This window comes from Streptomyces sp. KL109B (genome assembly GCF_030766935.1).
Taxonomy (GTDB): domain Bacteria; phylum Actinomycetota; class Actinomycetes; order Streptomycetales; family Streptomycetaceae; genus Streptomyces.
On sequence record NZ_JASERL010000011.1, the window covers coordinates 1 to 15923 of the forward strand.

The 15923-nt window shown below is 70.8% G+C and carries 17 protein-coding genes and 2 pseudogenes; 8 read left to right on the plus strand and 11 right to left on the minus strand.

The annotated features are described in order from the left end of the window. Positions 1 to 38: 38 nt before the first annotated feature. The 3 genes from RBJ65_RS30615 to RBJ65_RS30625 form a co-directional block, all read right to left on the minus strand. The gene (locus tag RBJ65_RS30615; protein WP_306322807.1) at positions 39 to 1682 is read right to left on the minus strand and encodes a bifunctional 3-(3-hydroxy-phenyl)propionate/3-hydroxycinnamic acid hydroxylase; all 1644 of its coding nucleotides are present in this window, start codon (positions 1680 to 1682) and stop codon (positions 39 to 41) included. A gap of 4 nt (positions 1683 to 1686) precedes the next feature. After that, complete coding sequence (locus tag RBJ65_RS30620; RefSeq protein WP_306322808.1) at positions 1687 to 2613, minus strand: VOC family protein; 927 nt, start codon at positions 2611 to 2613, stop codon at positions 1687 to 1689. 69 nt (positions 2614 to 2682) lie between these two features. After that, positions 2683 to 2886 (minus strand): fumarylacetoacetate hydrolase family protein, encoded by a 204-nt coding sequence (locus tag RBJ65_RS30625; RefSeq protein ID WP_306322809.1) that lies wholly within the window; start codon positions 2884 to 2886, stop codon positions 2683 to 2685. Between the two features lie 288 nt (positions 2887 to 3174). On the opposite strand from RBJ65_RS30625, the gene RBJ65_RS30630 reads away from it, so the two are divergent. Continuing rightward, positions 3175 to 3933: a FadR/GntR family transcriptional regulator gene (locus RBJ65_RS30630; RefSeq protein WP_306322810.1), complete on the plus strand. Its 759-nt coding sequence runs from the start codon at positions 3175 to 3177 to the stop codon at positions 3931 to 3933. 49 nt (positions 3934 to 3982) lie between these two features. Here the strand turns inward: RBJ65_RS30630 and RBJ65_RS30635 are convergent, their stop codons facing one another. Both RBJ65_RS30635 and RBJ65_RS30640 read right to left on the minus strand, forming a co-directional pair. Beyond that, positions 3983 to 4513, minus strand: coding sequence for a CocE/NonD family hydrolase (locus tag RBJ65_RS30635; RefSeq protein ID WP_306322811.1), 531 nt, complete (start codon positions 4511 to 4513; stop codon positions 3983 to 3985). 207 nt (positions 4514 to 4720) lie between these two features. Further along, positions 4721 to 5419, minus strand: coding sequence for a hypothetical protein (locus tag RBJ65_RS30640; protein WP_306322812.1), 699 nt, complete (start codon positions 5417 to 5419; stop codon positions 4721 to 4723). A 117-nt stretch (positions 5420 to 5536) separates the two neighbouring features. Here RBJ65_RS30640 and RBJ65_RS30645 point away from each other — a divergent pair, with 117 nt between their 5' ends. Continuing rightward, positions 5537 to 6187, plus strand: a complete 651-nt coding sequence (locus tag RBJ65_RS30645) for a TetR/AcrR family transcriptional regulator (protein WP_306322813.1) — start codon at positions 5537 to 5539, stop codon at positions 6185 to 6187. A gap of 18 nt (positions 6188 to 6205) precedes the next feature. Here RBJ65_RS30645 and RBJ65_RS30650 read toward each other — a convergent pair. Together RBJ65_RS30650 and RBJ65_RS30655 are read right to left on the minus strand one after the other, a co-directional pair. Further along, positions 6206 to 6361: pseudogene (locus RBJ65_RS30650) on the minus strand (helix-turn-helix domain-containing protein); the annotation flags it as partial. Between the two features lie 292 nt (positions 6362 to 6653). Beyond that, the gene (locus RBJ65_RS30655; RefSeq protein ID WP_306322814.1) at positions 6654 to 7289 is read right to left on the minus strand and encodes a TetR/AcrR family transcriptional regulator; all 636 of its coding nucleotides are present in this window, start codon (positions 7287 to 7289) and stop codon (positions 6654 to 6656) included. A gap of 116 nt (positions 7290 to 7405) precedes the next feature. Here RBJ65_RS30655 and RBJ65_RS30660 point away from each other — a divergent pair, with 116 nt between their 5' ends. Then, positions 7406 to 9148: a CocE/NonD family hydrolase gene (locus RBJ65_RS30660; RefSeq protein ID WP_306322815.1), complete on the plus strand. Its 1743-nt coding sequence runs from the start codon at positions 7406 to 7408 to the stop codon at positions 9146 to 9148. 32 nt (positions 9149 to 9180) lie between these two features. On the opposite strand, the gene RBJ65_RS30665 is transcribed toward RBJ65_RS30660, so the two are convergent. Next, positions 9181 to 10059, minus strand: a complete 879-nt coding sequence (locus tag RBJ65_RS30665) for a LysR substrate-binding domain-containing protein (RefSeq protein ID WP_306322816.1) — start codon at positions 10057 to 10059, stop codon at positions 9181 to 9183. Between the two features lie 83 nt (positions 10060 to 10142). Here RBJ65_RS30665 and RBJ65_RS30670 point away from each other — a divergent pair, with 83 nt between their 5' ends. From RBJ65_RS30670 to RBJ65_RS30680, 3 genes and pseudogenes are all read left to right on the plus strand, one after another. Further along, on the plus strand, positions 10143 to 10430 hold the full coding sequence (locus RBJ65_RS30670) for a nuclear transport factor 2 family protein (protein ID WP_306322817.1): 288 nt from the start codon (positions 10143 to 10145) through the stop codon (positions 10428 to 10430). 51 nt (positions 10431 to 10481) lie between these two features. Next, on the plus strand, positions 10482 to 10742 hold the full coding sequence (locus RBJ65_RS30675; RefSeq protein WP_306322818.1) for a hypothetical protein: 261 nt from the start codon (positions 10482 to 10484) through the stop codon (positions 10740 to 10742). A gap of 46 nt (positions 10743 to 10788) precedes the next feature. Next, positions 10789 to 11049 (plus strand): annotated as a pseudogene (locus RBJ65_RS30680) (amidohydrolase family protein); the annotation flags it as partial. A gap of 61 nt (positions 11050 to 11110) precedes the next feature. Here RBJ65_RS30680 and RBJ65_RS30685 read toward each other — a convergent pair. Continuing rightward, the gene (locus RBJ65_RS30685) at positions 11111 to 12538 is read right to left on the minus strand and encodes an NAD(P)/FAD-dependent oxidoreductase (protein ID WP_306322819.1); all 1428 of its coding nucleotides are present in this window, start codon (positions 12536 to 12538) and stop codon (positions 11111 to 11113) included. A 152-nt stretch (positions 12539 to 12690) separates the two neighbouring features. Here RBJ65_RS30685 and trxA point away from each other — a divergent pair, with 152 nt between their 5' ends. Beyond that, positions 12691 to 13092: a thioredoxin gene (trxA, locus tag RBJ65_RS30690; RefSeq protein ID WP_306322820.1), complete on the plus strand. Its 402-nt coding sequence runs from the start codon at positions 12691 to 12693 to the stop codon at positions 13090 to 13092. Between the two features lie 83 nt (positions 13093 to 13175). Here trxA and RBJ65_RS30695 read toward each other — a convergent pair whose 3' ends face one another. Together RBJ65_RS30695 and RBJ65_RS30700 are read right to left on the minus strand one after the other, a co-directional pair. After that, positions 13176 to 14282: a LacI family DNA-binding transcriptional regulator gene (locus RBJ65_RS30695; protein WP_372341419.1), complete on the minus strand. Its 1107-nt coding sequence runs from the start codon at positions 14280 to 14282 to the stop codon at positions 13176 to 13178. A gap of 28 nt (positions 14283 to 14310) precedes the next feature. Further along, positions 14311 to 15381 (minus strand): glycosyl hydrolase family 18 protein, encoded by a 1071-nt coding sequence (locus RBJ65_RS30700; protein ID WP_306322822.1) that lies wholly within the window; start codon positions 15379 to 15381, stop codon positions 14311 to 14313. A 71-nt stretch (positions 15382 to 15452) separates the two neighbouring features. Between RBJ65_RS30700 and RBJ65_RS30705 the strand changes: the two genes are divergently transcribed. Further along, a complete protein-coding gene (locus tag RBJ65_RS30705; protein ID WP_306322823.1) occupies positions 15453 to 15908 on the plus strand; it encodes a type II toxin-antitoxin system PemK/MazF family toxin in 456 nt (151 codons plus the stop codon). Positions 15909 to 15923: the final 15 nt, after the last annotated feature.

Sequence of the window (15923 nt, forward strand, 5' to 3'; positions counted from 1 at the left end):
GCTGAAAGCGCCACTCCGGCCGGGGTGGCGCGCGGAGGCTACGGTTCGACCGCGGCCGCGAACGGTCCGGGCTCCGGGGCCCGCTCCGTGGGGGTGGGCATGGGGGCGGGGCTGCGCAGTTGCTCGCGCAGTTGGCCGATCAGCTCTCGTAGCTCCGGGGCGTCGGCCGCGGCTCCGAACAGGTAGAAGTCGGGCCGGATCACGGCTGCCACATGTCCCTGTTCGCGCAGGTGGGGTAGGTAGCCACCGGGTGTGTCGAGGTAGCCGTCGGGTGACGCGTTGTCGGTGTGGAGGGGGACGAGGGCCGCGCCGATGCGGGTGAGGAAGTCGTGGTCCGTGGCGTGCAGGGCGTCGAGCGGGCCCGTGCCGTCGGTGAGGATCGTGAAGCCGCCGCCGGTGAGGTCGTCGAGCAGAGCGGTGCGGCCCTGGTGGGTGACCCGGTATTGCGGGGTCAGATGGCCGACGTTCGGGGCCCGGCTGCCGTCGGGGGCGCGCTGGAGGACGCCGTCGCCCAGGATCGGTGGCGGGGTGGGCGGCAGCGCGCGTTCCGGATCGGCGCCGGCGGCGATCATGCGGGCGTCGCGGGTGGCGGCCTCCTCGGGATCGAGGACGCAGATCACCTGCCCCAGGGCCATGGACATGCCGATGGCGTGCTGGACGTGGTCGCTGCGCTCAGAGGTGTAGGTGTCCAGCAGGCCGGCGTCCGCCCGGCCGTCGAGGACCAGGTCCAGTTTCCAGGCCAGGTTGACGGCGTCGCGCAGCCCGGAGCACATGCCCTGTCCGGCGAACGGGGGCATCTGGTGGGCCGCGTCCCCGGCGAGGACGAGGCGCCCCTCGCGCCAGCGGTCGACCCAGCGGGCCTGGAAGGTGTAGACGGTGTGCCGCTCGATCGTGGTGTTTCCCGGTGTGCGTCCCCAGGGTTCCAGCAGTTTCCAGGCCGCTTCCGGGGTCTTCAGCTCGTCGATGTCTTCGTGCGGCAGTCGCATGAACTCCCAGCGGCGTCGGCCCGGTCCACCGGAGACGATCGTGGTGGGCCGCTTCGGGTCGCACAACTGCCAGTTCATCGGGGACCATTCGGCCTGCTCGTGCGGGAGCGTGTCGACGATCAGCCATTCGTAGAAGAAGCCGAGGTCGGTGACGGTGGTGGCCATGGCGGAGCGGACGAAGCTGTTGGCGCCGTCGGCTCCGATGACGTACCGGGCGCGGACCGCACCGGACCCGTCGGGGCCGTGCGTGGTCAACTGGACGTAATCGTCGTCGAGTTGCAGGCCGGTGACCTCACACCCGCGGCGCGCCGACACGGTGGGCAGGTCCTCCGCGGCCTCGGCGAGGACGGACTCCAGTTCGGGCTGGCTGAAGAAGTTGGCGGTGGGCCAGCCGGAGGGGCCGTCGCCGGACCAGTCCATGCGCACGAGCGCCTGCCCCGCGGCGTTGCGCCACTCGTAGTGGTCGGGCACCGGGTCGGTGACGGCGCGCATCTTCTCGCCCACTCCCCCGGCCTGGAAGATACGGCCGATCTCGTGGTCGAAGTGGGCGGCGCGGGGCAGCGGGTAGGGGTGGGGCCAGCGCTCCAGGGCGACGACGTCGCGCCCGGCTCGGCCCAGGAGCAGCGCCAGCATCTGGCCGACGGGGCCGAAGCCGACGACCGCGACATCGTGGATCTTCGAGGGACTCGCGCTCACGGCTCTACCTCGGCTCGCTGTGGGTTCCGGTCATCAGGGCGGCGAGATCGTCGGGGGCGAGGAAGGAGGGCGGGGGCGGCGGGCCCCAGTTGAACAGGCCCTTGGCGCCTTCCAGGACTTCCGGCTTCCACAACTGGTCGTCCACGATGCAGTCCATGTCGGAGTAGTACTCGCTGAAGTTCCCGGCCGGGTCCTTCAAGTACCAGAAGAAGTTGGAACCGGCGTGGTGGCGGCCCAGGCCCCAGATGTGCCGCTCGGGATGGTCCTCCAGCATCGCGGTGGCGCCGCGGCCGACCTCGTCGATGTCGTCGACCTGCCAGGAGGAGTGGTGCAGGAAGGTCACCGGAGCCGCCAGGACCAGGATGTTGTGGTGGTCGGTGGAACAGCGCAGAAACGCCCCGTGGTCCTTGATGTAGTCGGACGCCTTGAAGCCGAGCCCGTCGCGGAAGAACGCGGCGGTGGCGTCGAAGTCCGTGCTGCCCACGACGGCGTGGCCGAGCTTGCGGGGCCGGACGCGGTCCGTGCGCAGGATGCCGGGTGCCCGGCGACCGGTGCGCTCCGCGCGGCCGGGGCCGTTGTAGCCGGTGGCCGGGACGGGGTCCTGCGTCAGGCGGGGTACGACCTCGAGGACGGCGCGCACGGCGGTGGCCTTGTCGTACGCGGTCAGCGTCCCGGCGTCGAGGGTGCTCTCGGTACGGAGCCGCTTCAACCGGGATGCGGCCGCGGCCAGGTCATCGGGCGAGTCGACGCCTATGCGCACTTCCACCAGCCGACGGGTGGGCGCGTACACGATACGGAGCTGGCGTCCGCCGTCCAGGGTGGTGAACCAGCCGTCGCCGTCCGGGGCGAGGCCGAAGTCGCTGTAGTACGCGGCCGTCTCCGCGACACCGGGGACGGCCATGGTGATGGAGGTCAGACGGTGCAGTGCCATGAGGGACTCCTTCCAAGAAGCGCTGCGGTTCGCGTCCGACGCCGACACCGGCGGGGGTGCCCGTAAAGATCACGCCCCCGGGAGCAGTGGCAGCACCGCGGAAAGGCCCGAGATCACCGCCGGTACGGAGTGGATGAGGTCCCGGGGCCGGCCCTTCTGGGCCTCCTCCCCGTTGACCGTGCAGCGCGGTTCCAGGTCATCGGGATCGTCGAACTCGTCCGGCGTGACCAGCCACGGCCCGATCGGGGCCGTCGGCCCCCACCGCTCGTACACGGACTGCGGGTCCGGGGGGGGGAGCGGCCGGACAGGTTGGCGATACGCACGAGGTGACTCCTGGGCTGAGTGTCTCCTGGCCTGAATCGAGGGGAACGGCCACCACCGCGACGACGTGAGGACCGCTCGACTGCCGAGGAACGGGCCCGCTCCGCCGGCGACAACGGAGCCTTGCCCCCTCATCAGCAATTCAGCATGATGATTACATCGATATTGCGTCCGGCGCGTCACAGCGTCAAGAGTCGCCGATAAAATCAACATGATGAATACGGAGCCTGAGGAGACGACGTGAGCCCCACCCCCGATCGACCCGCACGGAGCGCCACCGACGTCGCTCCCCGCCAGGGGACGTCCGGGCGCGCCGAGCATGCCGCGGGAACGGTCGCGGAGCTGATCGCAGGCGTCCCGCCCGGCTCCCGCCTCGGCACCAAGGAGGAGCTGCGCACGCGGTGCGGGGTGTCCGTGGGTACGTTCAACGAGGCGCTGCGCCTCCTGCAGGCGCGCGGCCTGGTCACCGTGAAGCCGGGGCCGGGTGGCGGGCTGTTCAGCGCCGAGCAGTCCCCCATGGTCCGCCTCGGCAACTCCGTCCTCGCGCTGGACACACAGGCCAACGACGTCGCCGACGCCGTGCGCATTCGCGACGCCCTCGACCCGCTGCTGATCGAGGACGCCCTCTGGCACGCCTCACCCGCTGATGTCGCGGGGCTGCGTTGCCACATCACCGCCATGGAGGACGCCGTGGGCGCGGCCGACCCCGTCGCCTTCGTCCACGCCAACTGGCGCCTGCACGCGGCCATCGCCGCCATCAGCCCGAACGTCCTGCTCAGCTCGCTCTACACCCACCTCCTCGACCTGATCGAGAGCCACACCCTGACGGTGCTGCCCACCAGCGATCACCCCCTGCCCGAATACATCGCGCACCGGCATGAGCTGCACCGCGACCTGGTCGAAGCGCTGGACCGACGGGATCGGGCGGAGGCACTGCGGCTGATCCACGATCACAACACCAGCCTTCAGGACAACGACCGCGCCACGTCTCCTCGTTGAGGTGCGCGAAGGGAGGGGCCCGCAGATCCGTGGGGCGGTTGACCGCCCCTCACCGCCGCACTTGGCGTGGGACTAGCGGCAGTTGTACGTATCCGACGCGTTCGGCGCCGGTGTGGAGGCTGTTGGTCGCGGCAGTGTGGCAACTCGGTTCGTACGCGTGGTGCGTGGTGCGTGGTGCGTGCCGTGCCCCGGCCGTCGTAGGGCCAGTGCGGGAAGAACTCCTCGTTGAGGATGCCGCCGTTGTAGGCGACCTGCTCGTGCCCCACAGGCCGACGCTGCCGTTGGACCAGGGCTGTTGACCGGCCCACTCGATGGGTTCCTTGTGGGCCTCCGCGGTGGCGATACCCCAGGGAGCCGGCGTGCCGGGACTCTTGCCGCTGCCGGGGCCGTCGGTCCGGATGACCGGGTAGCCGTTGGGGACCCACACCGCGGTGTTGACCGTCTCGGGGTTCTCCCAGGGGAGCCCGTCGGCGTTGTCGTGGAAGTACTCGCCGTCCTCCGCCCGGCGGAACACGTCGGCGTAGAGGTGCGAGCCGTCACTGAGGGGGATCTTGACGTCGCGGAAGCGCCGGACATCCATGGCATTGCGCCGCAGTTCGTTACGGGTGGCGGCCAGGGAACACAGCCGCCTCGGCGCCGTGGTCGCGCACGCCTTCGCGGTCGCCGCCGTCGGGGCCTTCGTTCGCCACGCTGTCGAGGACGGTCGCGGCGATGCCGGGCAGCGCGCGCCGGGCGGAGCCCGGCCCGACCTCCGTGACGCAAGGCAGCAGGCCTCGGTCACGCGCCCTCAGACGCGGGCTTCCGCCGCGGCGACGATCCAGTTCCTGAACTCGACGGCGTAGTGCCGAAGATGGTGATCCAGGACGTCCTTCGGGCAGGACGTGGGGAAGTAGACCGTCAGGTTCGCGGTGAACCCGTGCGCGGTGTCACCGAACTGGATCAGCGCCCGCCCGACGACGGTGCCGTCGTCCAGGAAGAGGTTCGAGGACATCTTCCGCGGAAACTCCGACTCGGGAAGGAGTTCGGCAGCGTCCTCGGCCCAGGCCATCGCGTCCGTGCCCCAGCCGCCCATGTAGAAGGAGCAGACGTGGGGGCCGATGTTCTCCACCACACGCGCGCCGATGTCGTCGGTGCCCATCACGTAGTGCTCGGGGTGCGCGGCCAGAAGCGGGCGTGAGTCATCACCCGCGAAGGCCCCGTCCATCCACGCGAGGAACTCACCCGACGTCAGACCACGCGCCTGGAGGACCGTGGTGCCGCCGCGGAACTCGCCGTCGGAGGTGCGCGCGCACTCCCGCAGGAAGGCATTGCCCTCCTCGATGTCCGCGGCCAGCAGATCGAGCAGGCCCTGGCGGCCCAGTCGCTCCCTGAAGCGGTCCAGGGCACGGCGCGCATAGAACAGCTCGAAGTCGTCGATGCTGCCGGAGCCGCCGGGCCCCGACTCGAGCGTCACGGTCACAGCCGGGGAAACCCGCTGGTCTGTCATGGTCGAACCTCCGTCGTCATGCGAACGTGAATTCACATTCGCATGACGAGACTAAGCAGGGCGTCCCGTCACTTGTCAACCCTCTCCCGCCGCAGCCCCGCCGATACGATGCGGAGCATGACCGACCAGCACGACAGCCCGGCGCCGTACAAGGAGCCCCAACAGGCGCGCAGCGCCGCGACACTCGCCCGCGTACTGAGCGCGGCCGAGGAGATCGCCGCGTCGGCCGGGCTGGAGGAGCTGACGATCACGGGTGTCGCGGAGCGGGCCGGTGTCTCGGTCGGCACGATCTACCGCCGCTTCGATGACAAGGAGCAACTGGTGAGCGCCCTCACCGAGCGGATGCTGGACCGGCGCGAAAAGTTCCTGGCCGAGCAGCTGCGCGCGGCCGAGCCGTCGCTTTCCGGCGTCATGGACGCCTACGCGCACGCCCTGTTGCAGTCGTTCAGCGACAGCAACCCCCTCTTCCCCGAGCTGCTGCGCGCACGAGGAGCCAAGCTTTCGGAACGCGGCGCCCGTACCATCACCACGGTCCACCGGCTCCTGCTCGACGCGGCAGCTCCCTATACGGACGAGATCCGCCGCTCCGACCCACAGGCGGGACTGGACACCGCGGCCCGCGCCGTCCTCGGCGCCTGCTTCCACAATTCCGTCCGCCCGGACCCGGCGACAGGCGCCACGGCGATGCGCCGATACGCGCACGACCTCAGCGACATGGCTGTCGCCTATCTCCGCACGCCCGACCACCGGGACACCGCCCGCACCTGAGCGCTCGAGTCACCTCCAGCCGGACCGGCGGTAGCGGTCGGCCCAGCGTTTGGCGGTGGTGTGGCTGACCTGGAAACGCTCGGCGGCCCGGCGCAGCGGCCGACCGTCCTCGACGATGCACACGGCCAGACGGAGCCTGCCCGTCGGGGGCAGTGGAGCGTTACGGTGGCACACGAGGGCCTCCTGGACTCGGCGGTAGATGTCGCAATCCCCACCGAAACCAGAAGGCCCTCACCCATGCAAGACCACCCTGCCGTCACCAACGTGCCCGAACAGCACACCTAGGGCCCTTCTGACGGACCTTGCCGGAGTCGCGGGCCCTGGCACGCACATCTGCGGCGTTGTCGTCGGTCCACGACGCTCCGCGTCGCCTCCCTCCTCCGCCTTGCAGCTGCACGCACCAGACCCCGCTCGCGGAGCCGAACATTGCGGCCTCCCGCATCCAGCCGGATCCGTCAGAAGGGCCCTAGCCGTCGACGGCAGGACGGGTAGGGACCAGCACGCTCTGCACGGCAGGCCCGACGAGCATGATGAGCTTCTCGCGCTCCGCCCCGACGAGCGTAGGGACACCGACGACGCCCCGCCCCACCACCAGGCCGACGAGCATCGACGACACGACCCCCGCGCGGAGCATCGCGTCGTGGGTGTCGGCGTCGCGCGAGGCGACCGCGGCGACGAGCAGCCGATCCTGGAGGAACTCGCGCAGCTGCTCGTTCACCTGATCGTTGACGATGGCGCCCCGGAGCATCGCCATGAGCGGCTCCGACGTCCGGGCGTCCACCTCCCACACGTCGAGGAAGGCGCGGACGACCCGCTCGCCGAGGCCGTCGTCCGCCCCCTCGAAGGCGGCGCTGAAGCGCGCCAGCGCCTCCGCGGGAACGGCCATGACCGCGGCGAACAGCTCGCCCTTCGAGCGGAAGAACTGCATCACCAGGGACGCGTCCACCCCGGCGTCGGCCGCCACCCGCCGGATCGTGGTCTTGGTGAAGCCGTCGGCCGCGAAGCGGGCGCGGGCCGCGGTGAGGATCGCCTGTCGGGTCGTGTTCGCTCCCGGACGGCGTCCACGACGGGGGGCCGGGGCGGGACTCGTGTGGGCACTCATGGCCCAAAATTACCCTCACGCCATAAACTCAACGCTGTTGAGTTTTTCTCCTCGCGGATCTACGTTCGGACTGTCGGCAGAGTCCGTCGCCGGCAGGAAGACGCGAGGAGCGCACCATGAGTGACGGCCAGAAGGTATTCATGCCCTCCCACCCGCTGGAGCCGGGTGCCAGGTACGGGGTCCTGAGCGACTTCGATCCCGGCACTCGCACACTGGAGGCGGGTTTCCGGATCGCGCCGCCGTTCAAGCCGCTGCCCGTCGACATCGTGCTCGACAAGGACGTACCGGTGACGCTCCGCGACGGCGTCACGATCCACGTCGACGTCTTCCGCCCCGCCGGTGCGGAGCGGGTCCCGGTCATCGTGGCGTGGAGCCCGTACGGCAAGGGCCAGGGCACGTCCGCAAGCGTGATGGGCATCTTCGGCATGGTGGGCCTGGACAACGCCATCGTGTCGGGCCTGGAGAAGTTCGAGGGCCCCGACCCCGCCTACTGGTGCGCGCACGGCTATGCGATCTGCAACCCGGACATCCGCGGCGTGGCCAACTCCGGGGGCGACAGCGTCCTTTGGGACCGCCAGGAGGGCCGGGACTGCTACGACTTGATCGAGTGGCTGGGCGTCCAGGACTGGTGCACCGGCAAGGTCGCGATGAGCGGCACCTCCTACCTCGCGGTCTCCCAGTGGTTCACCGCGGCCGAGCAGCCGCCGCACCTGGCGGCGATCAACCCATGGGAGGGCGTCAGCGACGTCTACCGCGACCTGGTCATGCGCGGCGGCATGCCCGACACCGGCTTCGCCCGCCAACTCCAGGACAACAGCTACTACGGCAAGGCCCGCAAGGAGGACATCCTCACCGAGGCCGAGCACCACCCGCTGATGGACGAGCTGTGGGAGAACAAGATTCCGCGGTTCGAGAACATCACCGTGCCCGCGTACGTCGTCGCCAGCTACTCCAACACCCTGCACACGGCCGGTACGTTCCGCGCCTGGCGGAGGATGGCGTCCGAGAACAAGTGGCTGCGCGTCCACAACAGCCAGGAATGGCCCGACTACTACGACGAGGCCAACGTCGAGGACCTGCGCCGCTTCTTCGACCACACCCTCAAGGGCGAGGACAACGGCTGGGAGCGGACACCCCGCGTGCGCTACTCCCTCCTCGACCTCCAGGGCGGCGACCAGGTCAACGTACCCGCGGACCAGTTCCCGCCGGCCGACGTCACCTCGACGAAGTACTACCTGGACGGCCGCACCCGGACCCTGGCGACCACGACGCCCGCCACCGAGACCACGGTCGGCTACGACATCGAGTCCACCCCGGACCTGGTGTCGTTCGTGACACGCTTCGACGAGGAGACCACGCTGGTCGGCTACCCCAAGGCACACCTGTGGGTCGAGGCCGACGGCGCGGACGACATGGACCTGTTCGTACTCGTGCAGAAGCTCGACACGTACGGCACACCGCTGCAGGCGTTCACCGCACTCAACCAGGGGGCACTGGCCCAGGACGTCACCGAGCGGGGCGCCTCGATCCTGCGCTACAAGGGCTCGGACGGGCGGCTGCGCGTGTCGATGCGCCACCTGGACAAGTCCCTGACCACGGACGACGTCCCGGCACACACCTTCGACCGGGTCGAGAAACTCTCCCCCGGCGAGGTCGTCGACATCGAGATCGACCTGCTGCCGGTCGGGCTCACCTTCCACCCGGGCGAACAGCTCCGCTTCATCGTCAGCGGCCGCTCACTGCTCGGCACGATGATGCCCGGAAACCGCGAGTACGAGCCCGCCAACAGCGGTCGACACATCATCCACACCGGCGGGGACCGCGCCTCGTACGTGCAACTTCCGGTCAAGACCGGGTGACCCGGGCGGTCCGCCCGACTTCGCGGGCCCGCTCACCCGTCTTCTCTACGGCCCCAGGACCGGACGAACGCGCGGACCGCCCCGGCGAGTTCGTCGGGGCGGCTGAGTGTCACCACGTCCACGTCGGCCGCCATGTCCCGCAGGGGCCGGTAGACGAGATCCGGCAGTCCGACGCGTTCCGTGGCGGTCGGGACCACGGCCACTCCGGCACCGGCCGAGGCCAGCACGAGCGCGCCGAGGGTGCTCGTCACCCGGTGGACGCGCGCCCGCTGCTCCGCACCGAGCCGGTCGAGCACGCTCACGTCGTCCTCGTCGGCCGCGTACACGACGAGGTTCTCGCCCGCCAGATCGGCGGACGACACCGAGGCGGCGTCCGCCAGCGGGTGGTCGTGGCGTGCGGCGATCGACAGGGTCGTGCGCACTCCACGCCGCACCACGAGATCGGCCACGTCGCCCAGCCCGTTGTCGGGGCTGTACCCGATGTCGAGGGTGCCGTCGCGCAGGCCCTGCACCTGTGCGGCGGGCGGGAGTTCACTCACGTGGAGCTCCACCCGCGGGTGTGCCAGGTGGTAGCGGCGCAGGTCCTCGGCGAGAGTGCCTTCCAGTACGGCGATGCCGGAGAAGCCGATCCGCACCGCGCCGATCTCACCTCTGACCGACTTCCGGGTGACGTCCAGGGCGCGGTCGGCCTGCGCGAGCGTGCGGCGCGCCTCGACGAGCAGCAGTTCCCCCGCCTCCGTCAGTTCGACCCGGCGGCTGGTGCGGACGAAGACCGGGCCACCCACCTCGCGCTCCAGCGCCTTCACCTGGGTGCTCAACGTCGACTGGGTGACGTGCAGCCGCGCGGCCGCACGTCCGAAGTGGCGGTCCTCGGCGACCGCCACGAAATAGCGCAGGTGGCGAAGTTCCACGCGACATCTCCGATCGTTCTCAACGAACAATAGATCAGATCTATCAATTGGACCTATCGATACTTCGGCCGGAGACTTTAGACATGCCTACAACACAGACGCTTCAGGACCGCCAGGACATCGCCGACCTCATGACCGGCTGGATCCACCGGGACCTCGGGCAGTGGGACCGGCTCCGGGAGCTGTTCCACCCGGGCGCCCGGATCGAGATCACCTGGTTCGAGGGGCCTGCCTCGGACTTCGTCGACGCCTCCGCGGGAATGGCCACCACCGGCCTGCGCACCAAGCACCTCATCACGGCACCCAGCGTGACCTTCTCGGCCGACCGCACCCGGGCGGTCTGCGAGACCAACGCCGTCATCGTCGCCTAGAACGGCGCCCTCGAACTGGGCTGCAACGGCCACAACCGGTTCATCGACCGGGTGGAGCGCCGCGACGGTGCCTGGCGCATCGCCGACCGCAAGAGCGTGTACGACTTCGCCACCTTCACCTTCCCCGCCGGCATCAGGGACATCGACGCCGACGTGGTGGCCAAGTACCCCCGCGAGTACGCCGCGTTGGCCTACGTACTCGACAGGAGCGGGTTCCCCGTCGAGCGCACCTTCGCGACCCAGGGCAGCGAACTGGAACGCGAGATCAAGGAGTCGGCCTTCGCCTGGCTCTCCGCAGAAACCGAAGCGTGACGCGCCTTGAAACTGATCACCATCGAGGAGCACACGCCGCTTCGCCGCCTTCGCCTCCCTGCCCACGTCCGCCCCTGACCGGGCACCCGCCGAACTCAAGCGCGCCGTCGAGGAACTCGGCCACGTCGGCACACTCATCCATGGACGTACGTGCGACGAGTTCCTGTCGGCCGAACGGTTCGACCCCGTCCTGCGGGCGGCCGCGGAACCGCGGGTCCCGATCTACCTCCACCCGGCCCCGCCCACCCGCGACACCAGCGCGGCCAACGACGAATCCGGCATCCACTTCCTCCACCTTGTCCTCAGCGGAGCACTGGACCGCACCATCGGCGACTACGCCCTCCCCCCTTGTGCCGAACGGTGGTTGCCTAGCCCCGGTACGTCTCCAGCAACCGCAACCACACCTCACTCACCGTCGGATACGCCGGTACCGCATGCCACAACCGGTCGATCGGGACCTCGCCCGCGATCGCGATCGTCGCCGAGTGGATGAGTTCGCCGACGCCGGGGCCGACGAAGGTGACGCCGCGGAGGATTTCGCGGTCGAGGTCGACGATCATGCGGGCCTGGCCGGTGTAGCCGTCGGCGTAGAGGCCGGCGCCCGCCACGTTCGCGAGGTCGTAGTCAACGGCGCGGACGCGGTGGCCGGCCGACTGTGCCTCGGCGAGGGTGAGGCCCGCGCTGGCCGCTTCGGGGTCGGTGAAGACGACCTGGGGGACGGCGTCGTGGTCGGCGGTCGCGGCGTGGGCGCCCCAGCGGTCGGTCTCCAGGAGCGGGACGCCCTGCGCGCGGGCGGTGATCGCGGCGCCCGCGATGCGGGCCTGGTACTTGCCCTGGTGGGTGAGGAGGGCGCGGTGGTTGGCGTCGCCGACGGCGTAGAGCCAGGTGCTGTTCGTGACGCGGAGGGTGTCGTCGACGTCGAGCCAGGAGCCGGGGGCGAGGTCCACCGTCTCCAGGCCGATGTCGTCCGTGCGGGGTGCGCGGCCCGTCGCGAAGAGGATCTCGTCGGCTTCGAGGGTCGTGCCGTCGTCGAGGGTGGCGGTGACCGTGCCGTCGGGGGCGCGGGTCACCGACTTGACCGAGGTGTGGGTGCGCAGCTCCGCGCCCGCCTCGCGCAGTGCGCCCGCCACCAGCCGGCCCGCGAAGGGTTCCATACGTTCCAGCAGGCCCGCGCCGCGAACCAGGACCGTGACCCGGGAGCCGAGGGCCTGCCAGGCCGTGGCCATCTCCGTGGCGACCACGCCGCCGCCGACCACGATGAGGCGGCCGGGAACATGGTCCGCGCTCGTTGCCTCCCGGCTGGTCCACGGCCGGACCGCGTCGAGGCCCGGGAGCGGGGGCAGGGAGGCGCGGGTGCCCGTGCAGACGGCCACCGCGTGGCGCGCCGTGAGGGCGGTCACCGTGCCGTCATCGGCCGTGACCGTGACGCGGCGCGGGCCGTCGAGGCGGCCGTGGCCGCGGTACAGGTCGATGCCGATGGACTCCAGCCAGCCGACCTGACCGTCGTCCTTCCAGTGCGAGGTGAACGAGTCGCGGTGCGCGAGGACCGCCGGGGCGTCGAGCGGGCCCTGTACCGCCTGGCGCAGTCCGGGGACCTTGCGGGCGTCGGCGCGGGCCATCACGGGGCGCAGCAGTGCCTTGCTGGGCATGCACGCCCAGTACGAGCACTCGCCGCCCACCAGCTCGCTCTCCACGATGGCGGCGCTGAGCCCGCCCGCCCGCGCGCGGTCCGCGACGTTCTCGCCGACGGGTCCCGCTCCCAGCACTACGACGTCGTACTCGATGGCTTCCGTCATACGGCCCAGTGTCGCAGCGTGGTCGGATGTGTGCGTGCCGAGCACATGGGTAAGGGCGCGGAATACGTCCGTCATGCGGACGGTTGTGCACAGCGGCTTTGCCCCCTACGGCTTCGCCCCGAACCCCGGAAGCAGGAAGAGGGAAAAACACCATGAGCAGCACCACCACGGAGCTGACCAAGGAGAACTTCGATCAGACGGTTACGGAGAACGAGTTCGTTCTGATCGACTTCTGGGCTGACTGGTGCGGGCCTTGCAAGCAGTTCGCCCCGGTCTACGAGGAGGCCGCCGAGGCCAACCCGGACCTGGTGTTCGGCAAGGTCGACACCGAGGCTCAGCCGGAGCTGGCCGCCGCGTTCGGGATCCAGTCGATCCCGACGCTGATGATCGTGCGTGACCAGGTGGCCGTGTTCGCGCAGCCGGGTGCGCTTCCGAAGGAGGCGCTCGAGGACGTCATCGGCCAGGCCCGCAAGCTGGACATGGACGAGGTCCGCAAATCGGTCGCCGAGCAGCAGGCCAAGGCTCAGCAGGAGGCCGAGGGGCAGGAGGGCTGAGGCCCTCCCCCGCCAACTGCCGGTGAGGCGGTCGCCCGATTGGGCGGCCGCCTCACTGCGTGTGCGGGCGAGCGGTTCCCGGTTCAGGTCGAGTCGCGCGCCACCAAGGTCACCGTGAGCGCGTTCCGCGGCTCCGACTCCGGGGCCGGGTCCGGTTCCCTGACCAGGCGGTCCACCAGTTCCGCCAGCTCGCGCCCGGACGGCAGGTCCAGGCGCACCGTGCTCAGCCGTGGCCGCAGCAGCCGGCCCAGCATCAGGTCGTCGGCGCCCATCACCGCGACGTCGCCGGGGATGTCGACGCCCGCGTCCTGGAGCGCGCGCATCAGCAGCATGGCGTACTCGTCGTTGTACGCGAACACGGCGTCGAGGCCCAACTCCCGCACCTGTGCCGCTACTTGGGCCGCGTCCTGCTCGTCGTACGCGAGCGGCAGCCGCACCGTCTCCGCGCCCGCCTCCCGTACGCCCTCCAGGCGCGGCACCGCGAACACGTCCAGCCCCGGTTCCTTCGGCATGACCACGCCTGCGCGCCGGTGGCCGCGCGCGAGCAGGTGTTCGGCGGCGACCCGGCCGACCTGCCGGTGGTCCGTGAGGAGGGCGTGCGCGCCCTCGACCCGGTCAGGGCCGAGCGTGATGACGGCGCGGGCGCCGGAGCGGCGGAGCACCGCGATGCCATCGGGGCCCATGCCGACGGGGCCCAGCACGGCGACGGGGCGCAGCTCGGCCCAGGCGCGGGCGGCACGGTCGCCGCTGCGGCCGACGCTGCCGTACTGCACGACGGTGTAGTCGAGGCGGCTCAGCGCCCACTGGAGTTCGTTGAGGAAGGCGCTGTAGAGCGGGCCGATCGGCACGTCGGGGGTCGGCACGAGGACGATCCGGGTGTGTCCGGCGCGCAGGCTGCGGGCGGCGGCGTGCGGGACGTAGCCGAGTTCCTTGGCGGCCTCGTGGACCCGCTGCCGGGTCGGCTCGCTGATGCGGACGGCGCTGGTGTTGTTGAGGACGTAGCTGACGGTGGCGCGCGAGACCCCGGCGCGGCGCGCGACATCGGCGCTCGTGGGCAGGGCGCCGGTGGCGAGGGGCCGGGTGGCGGCGGGCCGGGCCGGCTCGGGCGACTTGACCGGTGCGGCCGGCTGCGCGGGCACGGTCGACTGGGCGGACTGCTGCTTCGGTATCTGCACCATGACGTACGGCATCCTTCCAGACGCCGCGCGGCCCGCGCGGCTACCCCCGTGCCAAGGTCTTCCACAGTTTCGGGTCCTCGAAGTTCAGCGCCCACAGGACCGTGTTCCGCACGCCGTGTCCGCGCAGCACGGGGAGGTGTGCGGCGATGCCGGCGGCGTCCTGGTACCAGACGGTGCGCCGGGTCGCCTTCTTCCCCTTGCCTTCCTCGTACGCGAAGTGGGGCGTGCGGGAGGCCGGGTCGAGGGCGTACGGGGCGCCGGCCTTCCGGCGCAGCGTCTCGGCCTCCTTCGACGTGACGTGCCGGGCGCGTTCACGGGCGCCCCGCTCGCCGCCGGCCTTCCAGTCCCAGCCGTAGGCCGGGATGCCCATCTCCAGTTTGGCGCGCGGGATTTCGGCCGTCGCGCGGGTCAGGATCTCGTCGTACCACTGGGGCGAGGACAGCGGTCCAGGTTTCCCCGACGCGTCGTGCAGGTTGTACGCCATGATCCGCACCCGGTCGGCGGCGGCGCCCAGCTTTCCGTAGTCCCAAATGCGGCCTGCCGCCCGGGTCTTGGGGCTCACGGTGAGGAAGCACTGCTTGTGCGCCGCGTGCAGGCGGGCGCACAGTTCGGTGGCGAAGGCGGTGTAACCGGCTCGCACCGAGCGGTACTTGTCGTCCGGCGCCGTCGCGATCGACTCGTAGTCGATGTCGAGTCCGTCGTAGTCGCGGGCGCGGGCGACGGCGAGCAGGGCGTCGATGTGGCGGGTGCGGGACTTGTCGTCGGTGAGTACGGAGGCCAGCGCTCCGGGCTTCTGCTGTTCCATGACGGTCGGGACGACCTGGATGCCGCGGGCGTGCAGCCCGTCGACGATGCGGCGTTCGCCCGCGCCGGGGTGGCCGGTGACGCGGGTCGCGGACTTCGCCTCGTACCAGAAGGGGCTGATGGTGCGCAGTTGCGCGGCGTGGGCGAGGGCGTTGCGGTAGGCGGCTTCCTGGTCCCAGTACGGGAGCCAGGCGGAGACCGTGCGCGGGGGCTTGGGCGCGGTGGAGTGGGTGGTGGGTGCGGCGGCGGTGAGGGTGAGGGTCGCGGCGAGGACGCAGCGGGCGGCGGTGCGGTGACGTCGTGTCATGTGGCGAGCCTGCGACGCGTGCGGCACACCCGCCGAGGGAATTGGGCCGGTCGGCGTCTAACGTGACCCGCGTGACTGCGAACACTGATGACCACACGTACGAGCACCCGGGCCGCGGCGGCGCGACGGCCACGACGGAGGCCGCGCCGGACCGGGTGGGCAGGGTGCGCACCGAGTACGCGCCCGCGCACGACGGCGACCCGGACCCCGGCGAAGTGGTGTGGACCTGGGTGCCGTACGAGGAGAACGACGGGCGCGGCAAGGACCGCCCGGTGCTCGTGGTCGCGCGCGAGGCCGCCGGGACACTCCTCGCGGTGCAGCTGTCCAGCAAGCGGCACGACAACGACCGCGAGTGGGTGGCGCTCGGTTCCGGCCCGTGGGACCGGGAGGGGCGGGACTCGTGGGTGGACCTGGACCGGGTGCTGCGCGTGCACGAACAGGGCATGCGGCGCGAGGCGTGCGCCCTGGACCGCGGCCGGTTCAACCTCGTGGTGCTGCGGCTGCGGGAGCGCTACGGCTGGCGCTGAGCCCGATCTGGAGAT